Raw genomic sequence first — 7168 nt, 5'->3', positions numbered from 1 at the left:
ATCGGCCCTCAATGGACAATGCGCTGTGCGATGCAAATCACGCCAATATTGCTGCAAACCGGCTTTGTGCGTAGATCGGCCTGCGGTTAGCCTTCTGGTTTTGATGCCAGGCGGTTACGCGATGCGCTGAGTTTGAGGCGTTTCGAGTACCGTGAAACGGTTGAGCATGGTGGCGCGGATTTACAGTTCGGCGACCTGGCGATCGAACACTCGGGCCATGACGCGCGCCCCCAGAAGCTTGAAGCAATGCATTTTGGTCTCGACGCGGCTTGCGCTGGTGATAGCCGCTCCAGCGCTTCCAGATCGCCTGCCAAGGCGGCGGCAAGCACGAACGGTTTCATTGCGAACCTCGCCGCCCGGCGTGTTCTCGAACCATGGTCTGACGCAAAGGCAGTCTAACAGATTGGATTCACAACCGGGATACCTTCGTCATTTGCGCAACAAAACCTTGCGTTTGTTTAGCCGTCAGGGCCGTTGCTGTTGATGCACGCGACACCCCCATTGAAAGCATGGCCATGGGCGGTGGAGCATCTATTGCAACACTCAGCGTCCGCACTCGAGCCTTGCTGGGAAACCTCGATCGTAGCCTATCGGGCAATACGGATCATGCGGGCATGCCCTCATGATCTGATGATCAAAAAGGCCGCTCTACTTCAAGCTGACTTCAGCATATTTCAGCTCACTCAAAAAGTTAATAGGAAATGTTAATATGAGTTAATAAAGCACGCAACAGGATTTAATGCGATATAAAGTGAAAAAATTGAAACGTGTTGCAGGATGTGTTCAACAGTATAATTCTCCACCTGACCGGCACTCGAATCAAGTCATACAAAACAATATTCAGGAGGTGAGGCGGTGAGCAACCTTGAGAGTTCGAATGTCCTGCGCGTTGGCGCAGGGCAGCAAGGACAATTGCTGAATACAGCACAGCCCGTCGTCGCACCTGATCTGAGCGCCCCCCTGATCAACGAGCCCGCACAGGCCAACCCTCCGGCGGATCTTGACCTCGGGCCACTCCGGCATCTGGCCGGCACCTGGGTCAACAAGAACATCGGCAGTTCGGGACGAGGCGGGCCAGCCGATCCGTTCTCCTACAACCTGATGACCCTGCCGCAACTGGCGACGGCAGACCCCAGCGATCCGGGCGAAGCACCGTTCGGCTACATTCTCAAGAACATGACCTATTACGAGGAGATCACATTCTCGGCCATTCATGGTTCAGCTGCTAATCGCGGCGGGGATGGCAGTCAGGTCGTCAATGGTCTGACCTACGAACAACGCGTCTACATATCCGACGGCCCGGCCAAGGACACCCTGGTCCATTTCGAAAACGGTGTGTGGGGTTTCCTGGTGCCGATGGCGCAGGTGCTCGGTCCCTATGGGGACGGCAATGGGCCCGCGATCGGCACGAAAACCTTCGGCAGCGCGCCGCCGCCTCTGGCCAACAACATCTTCAAGCAGATCTCGGTTCCGCACGGCAACTCCGTGCTCGCTTGCGGCAATGTGCCGGTGGACGGAAACAACGTGCCCGTACCGGTAGCCGGAGCGCCGACCATCGGACTGCCCAGGCAAGTGCTTCCCACCGGGATCGGGACGTCACCCTATTCAACGCAGTCGGTCCAGAATCCGGTTCCGGACTATGCGCAAAATCCCAACATGCCCCTGATGGAGGCGCTGAGCGCTGGCCCCGTGAAGCAATATATCGAGATCGGGGTCGATTCTACACTAGGCGGCGGAAGCGTGGGCAACATCGGCTTTGAACAGCAGCGCGCCGAGGTCACTGAATATTACGCCACCTACTGGCTGGAGGACACGACCGGTTCGGGCGCGTTCGACCAGCTCCAGTACTCGCAGACGATGCTGCTGAAGATACCGGTGACGCCAGCTGGAGCAAGCGGGCCGACGACGATCGTGTTCCCGCACATCACCACTAACACGCTGACCCGCGCCTGAGGAGAAACCAGCATGAGTAATCCTAACGCGGCGGCGGAAGCACTCCTGCCCGATCCCGTCACGCGCCTGACCCCGGCCGAAAAGGCCCTTGTCGCCAAGCTTGACGTCACCAAGACACGCGAGGAGGTGATCGAAGAGCTCCGCAACCTGCTGCAGGTGGCTATCGAAGTCGAACTGGCGACAATCCCGATCTACCTCTTCACGTACTATTCAATCCTTCGCGACAACGAGAGCGGCGAGGCGATCGGGCCGCTGCAGGCCTTCGCCAACAAGGCTGGCGGCATGATCATGAGCGTTGCGGTGGAGGAGATGCTGCACATGTCCCTCTCCGCCAACGTGAAGCATGCCATGGGCTGCGCACCGCAGATCTACCGAAGGGCCCCCGCCAGCTATCCGGCCAGCCTGCCGCATCACAATCCGGTCGGGCCGAAGGGGCCACATGGGCAGACTGCGGATACCATCCCTCTGGCCCGGCTGAGCTTCGACCAGCTTTGGCACTTCCTGCAGATCGAATATCCCGAACAGTGGGACGCTCCGCCGCAGGAAGACAACTGGGACACGATCGGCCAACTCTATTCCTATGCCCGCTGCCTCGCGAGCACCAAGTTTCTGAGCGACGCTGATTTCCAGCGAGGGCCAGAGGCCAACGCGATCCAGCCCTACAATTACTCGCCGAACAATGTCGACACGGTCTACCCGTCGGGCCAGTTCGATCCATGGAAGCCTGCCCCTCCCAGCCCCCGGCCAAGCTGGACCGGCGGCTACCCGGGGGCGGCAGCGGTTGCCCAGTATCCCAACAGCGCCGACAGCCATGCAGGCAAGGCCGAACTGATCACGGTCCAGTCGATCGCGGACGCAGCGCTGGCGATCGACACGATCTGCGATCAGGGCGAGGGTTTTCCCGTCACCGGAATAGGGCCATCGGCAACCGACGATCGCTCGAAGCGCGAGGATTCGCACTACTACAAGTTCCTCAAGCTGCAGGCGCAGTTCGCCGAATACCCCGGGACAGCCGAAACGCTGCCCGATCAGCCGCCCCGGCCTGCACCGCAACTGCCGGCCGTCACGCAGCAGATGCTCGAAGAGGCGGGACTCATCGTGAAGTTCCCCGACAACCCGGTATCGGCCTCCTACCCGGCCGAACTGCGCCCGATAGCGGACTTCTGCAGTGCCTGTTTCCAGTATATGCTAATCCTGTCGGAAACGGTCTTCCGCGTTCCGCCCCAAGAGCAGAAGCTGTTCTTCAACGAAGGTCTGCACCGCTCGATGATCTGGGTGCTCGACAAGTATATCCGCACCATGCGCGAAATCCCGCTCGACGGTGGCTATTTCATGGCGCCGGTGTTCGAGAACGTCGATCTGGGAGACCGCAAGGACTCGTTCGATGGGCTAACCAAATACGGGCTTGCCGCGGTGGAAGCCGCCCAGCAGCTCGCCAGCAAGAACAAGGACCTCGCGTCGGTCTACAACAACATCGCCTACTACGCCGCCCTCGCCACCGGTCATCCCGGCGATCTGGCCCCCGGCAAGCGCCCGCTGGTCGATGTCCGTCCCTATTGGAGCGAATGATGAGCGATATGAAGCAGAAAGCCGCCAGCACGCCGACCGTCCTGCACCAACAGGTCGCCACCGCTCCGGCCGCCAAACCGGGGCAACCCGTGCCGCGCCCTTATCCTTATGCGGATGCGCCGCCGTTTCCGGCCACCATCGGCCCGCAGCCCGCAGGCATGCCGCTCCACGCCTGCATGGGCCTCAACAGCTGCCAGGGTGCGGACCGGTTCGGCACCGACGGCAATCCCGTGACAGGCCAGACCAATGCCTGCGCCGGACAGGGCTATTGCTCGACGGCCACCGATCACACCTGCCACGTGCAGAACGACTGCCGCCATCAGGGTGGCTGCGGCCTTTACGGAACCGCCGAGGAAATGGATAATCCCGGCGCCAACGCCTGCCAGTCGCTGGGGTCCTGCGCGACCCCGATCAATGCCGAGCGCTTCTCCACCAACGGCCCTAACCAGGGCAAAAGCGTGTGGGCGCGTGCACGCGAGGTGTTCGAAACCAAGGTGTGGCCCGAGCTTCGTGAGAAGCTGGTACAGGATCAGGCCAGCGAGGGACCTGAAGCGAAACCGGATCCCGGCCAGCCCTTGCCCGAAACGCTGGGCGTGCCTCCGGCACCGTTCGCGGCGACGGGACCGGCGTATCTGTGGATCAGCGACGACAACGCCGAGCGCGGCAACATGACCGCATGTGGCTCCAGCGGGATGAGTGGCGCGGGTGGCTGTTCCTGATCTTGCGCTAGCGGACCTGCCTGCGCTCGGACTGGGTCTGGGCCTGCGCAACGTGCATTTCGACACGATCCTCCGTGAATCGCCCCGGATCGACTGGTTCGAGGCGATTTCGGAGAATTTCATGGACTCGCATGGACGCCCGCGGATGGTTCTGCGCGCGGTGGCAGAACGCTACCCCGTGGTGCTGCACGGCGTTTCGCTGTCGATCGGCAGTACCGATCCGCTCGATCTGGACTATCTCGCACGGCTCAAGGCGCTCGCCGGTGAAATCCGGCCCGCGTGGATCAGCGACCATCTATGCTGGACCGGCATCATGGGGCTCAACACGCACGACCTGCTGCCGCTCCCGCTCACGCATGAGAGCCTGAGGCATGTCTCGGCGCGGGTGCACAAGGTGCAGGAATTCCTCGGCCGCCCGCTCATCATCGAAAATCCGAGCACATATATCCGGTTCGCCAGCGACGAGATCAGCGAACCTGAATTCCTGCGGCAACTGTGCCAGGCCACCGGTTGCGGCCTCCTGCTGGATGTGAACAACGTCTATGTCAGCTGCTTCAATGCCGGCACCGATCCGATGGCCTATCTCGATGCCTTCCCATTCGACCGGGTGGTGCAGATGCATCTCGCCGGGCATCAAAATTGCGGCACACATATCATCGACACGCATGACGGCCCTGTCCGCGATGCGGTGTGGGAACTCTTCGCGATGGCGTGGAACCGTACCGGCGGTGCCGCCACCCTGCTCGAATGGGATGACCGCATCCCGTCCCTCGACGAATGCATCGTCGAAATCGAAAAGGCGCGCGATTATATGCAAGCCGTGCCGCAGAGCACAGACATGCCGGGCCGCGATCCGGGACCGGAAAGGCTTTCGACCCCTGCCGCCTTTCTCGTGCCTGACGCGATGGGCAGTGTTGCCGAACACGCATGACTGGCGCGGCACCATCGCTTCGCGCCGATCAGGAGTGGCTGCAGGCTTCGTTGATGCGTCCCGCCGCCCCGCTTGACCGGGCTACGGCCGGACGCTTGCTGGACCGGGAAGACTTCCCCGCGGCCGAAGGTCTCGCCATCTACCGCCGAGCCTATCTGGCGCGGCTCTCGGGGGCCATGCGGGCCCAGTTCCCTGCCCTGTGCCATGCCTTGGGCGAGCCGCTGTTCAACGAATTCGCCAGAGCTTTCGTTCACGAGCAGCCGCCGCAGTCCTATACGCTGTACGATCTCGGCCGCCGTTTCGCCGCCTATCTCGAAAACCAGCGCCCCGATCGCGACAAGACCGGCGGAGAGAGGGAGATCTGGATCGACTTCATGATCGATCTCGCTCAGTTCGAATACCGGCTCTTCCAGCTATACGACGCGCCCGGCGCGGAAGCCAGGCAACTCGCCAACGCCGATGCTCATGACGACAGACTGCGCCTGCAACCGGCGGTCACGCTTGGACGGCACCGGTTCAATGTCGCCCAGTACTACCATGCGGTGCGGCGTGAAGAAGCAGCTCCGGTGCCCCGCGAAGGCGAGAATTTCCTCGTTCTGGTGCGAACGGACTACATCGTACGCACGATCCCGCTGCAGGCCTGGGAATTCACCATCCTCGACGCGATGACGAACGGCAGCACGTTGGATAAGGCCACTACCGAGGCGCTCGAAGTGCTTGCCGTACTGCCCCCGGACCGCGAACAGGCGCGCACGGCCATCGCGTCCGCTCGGACGAACTGGATCTCTTGGGGCCTGTTCGTCGAACGTAGCGTCGGGTGACCGGCGAGATACGGTGGACACTATTTGTGGTTTTGTTGTGCAAATGACGAAGGTATCCCGGCTGTGAATCCAATCTGTTAGACTGCCTTTGCGCCAGACCATGGTTCGAGAACACGCCGGGCGGCGAGGTTCGCAATGAAACCGTTCATGCTTGCCGCCGCCTTGGCAAGGCGATCTGGAAGCGCTGGAGCGGTTATCACCAGCGCAGCCGCGTTGAGACTAAAATGCATTGCTTCAAGCTTCTGGGGGGAACGCGTCATGGCCCGAGTGTTCGATCGCCAGGTCGCCGAACTGTAAATCTGAGTAGCCCCTAGTTTTCTAGACGCCTTCTGCTTTCAAAAACCGCTGCTGTTCAAACTGTGCGGGTGACAGCATCCCGTTCCTGACGTGCTTGCGTACGGGGTTGTAGAACATCTCGATGTAATCGAACGCGTCTTGCCTGGCTTCGTCGCGTGTTTTGTAGGTACGGCGCCGGATGCGCTCGCGCTTGAGCGAGGAGAAGAAGCTCTCGGCCACTGCGTTGTCATGGCAGTTGCCGCGCCGGCTCATTGGGTGCTCAAGATTGTGAGCCCGGATGAAGGCAGCCCAGTCCATGCTTGTGAACTGCGAGCCCTGATCCGATTGGATCAGGACCCGTTGCTTGGGTTTGCGCCGCCAAACCGCCATGTGCAGCGCCTGCAGCACTACATCGGGGGGCTGCCTGCTCTGCATCGACCAACCCACTACGCGGCGGGAGTAGAGGTCGATCACGACAGCCAGATAGGCAAAGCCTTCCAGGATGCGAATGTAGGTGATGTCCGTCACCCACGCCCGATCGGGGGCAGCAACGTCGAACTGGCGATCCAGCGTGTTATCGACCGCTAAGGACGGCTTGCCGCCATAGCTCCCCGGTCGACGCTTGTAGCCGATCTGCGCCTTGATACCCGCCAGCCTGGTCAACCGGGCAACACGGTTCGGGCAGCAGGTCTCACCCTGATCTAACAGATCATCGTGCAGCTTGCGGTAGCCATAGACCTTGCCGCTGTCGTTCCAGGCCTGCCGGATCAACTCTGTCTGCCGAGACATCTTCCAAAGCCCGTAGGCTCAGCGGGTTCTTCTGCCAGGCATAGTAGCCGCTGGGCTGGATGCGCAGGCACCGGCACATCGATCGAACCCCGAACTGGTGGCGATGCTCG

General features: G+C 61.3%; 5 protein-coding genes and 3 pseudogenes. 6 read left to right on the top strand and 2 right to left on the bottom strand.

Features of this window, described 5'->3' with window-relative positions:
* Nucleotides 1-114: 114 nt before the first annotated feature.
* A pseudogene (locus MTR66_RS20110) lies at nt 115-360 on the bottom strand (IS5/IS1182 family transposase); the annotation flags it as partial.
* 495 nt (nt 361-855) lie between these two features.
* Here MTR66_RS20110 and MTR66_RS20105 point away from each other — a divergent pair.
* From MTR66_RS20105 to MTR66_RS20080, 6 genes and pseudogenes are all read left to right on the top strand, one after another.
* On the top strand, nt 856-1953 hold the full coding sequence (locus tag MTR66_RS20105; RefSeq protein WP_243924295.1) for a heme-binding protein: 1098 nt from the start codon (nt 856-858) through the stop codon (nt 1951-1953).
* 12 nt (nt 1954-1965) lie between these two features.
* Nucleotides 1966-3522, top strand: coding sequence for a ferritin-like protein (locus tag MTR66_RS20100; RefSeq protein ID WP_243924294.1), 1557 nt, complete (start codon nt 1966-1968; stop codon nt 3520-3522).
* Nucleotides 3522-4241: a hypothetical protein gene (locus MTR66_RS20095; protein WP_243924293.1), complete on the top strand. Its 720-nt coding sequence runs from the start codon at nt 3522-3524 to the stop codon at nt 4239-4241. The genes MTR66_RS20100 and MTR66_RS20095 overlap by 1 nt, the downstream gene beginning before the upstream one ends.
* A complete protein-coding gene (gene bufB, locus MTR66_RS20090) occupies nt 4228-5172 on the top strand; it encodes an MNIO family bufferin maturase (protein WP_243924292.1) in 945 nt (314 codons plus the stop codon). Before MTR66_RS20095 ends, bufB begins: the two co-directional genes overlap by 14 nt.
* Nucleotides 5169-5993, top strand: coding sequence for an HvfC/BufC N-terminal domain-containing protein (locus MTR66_RS20085; protein WP_243924290.1), 825 nt, complete (start codon nt 5169-5171; stop codon nt 5991-5993). Before bufB ends, MTR66_RS20085 begins: the two co-directional genes overlap by 4 nt.
* 92 nt (nt 5994-6085) lie before the next feature.
* Nucleotides 6086-6287, top strand: a pseudogene (locus tag MTR66_RS20080) (IS5/IS1182 family transposase); the annotation flags it as partial.
* Nucleotides 6288-6311: 24 nt separating this feature from the next.
* On the opposite strand, the pseudogene MTR66_RS20075 reads toward MTR66_RS20080, so the two are convergent.
* Nucleotides 6312-7168 (bottom strand): annotated as a pseudogene (locus tag MTR66_RS20075) (IS3 family transposase); the annotation flags it as partial.

Origin of the sequence: Novosphingobium beihaiense, from assembly GCF_022832375.1 — a bacterium.
GTDB lineage: Bacteria > Pseudomonadota > Alphaproteobacteria > Sphingomonadales > Sphingomonadaceae > Novosphingobium > Novosphingobium beihaiensis.
Note: the sequence above shows the minus strand (reverse complement) of the source record. Positions and strands in the feature narration are given on the sequence as shown.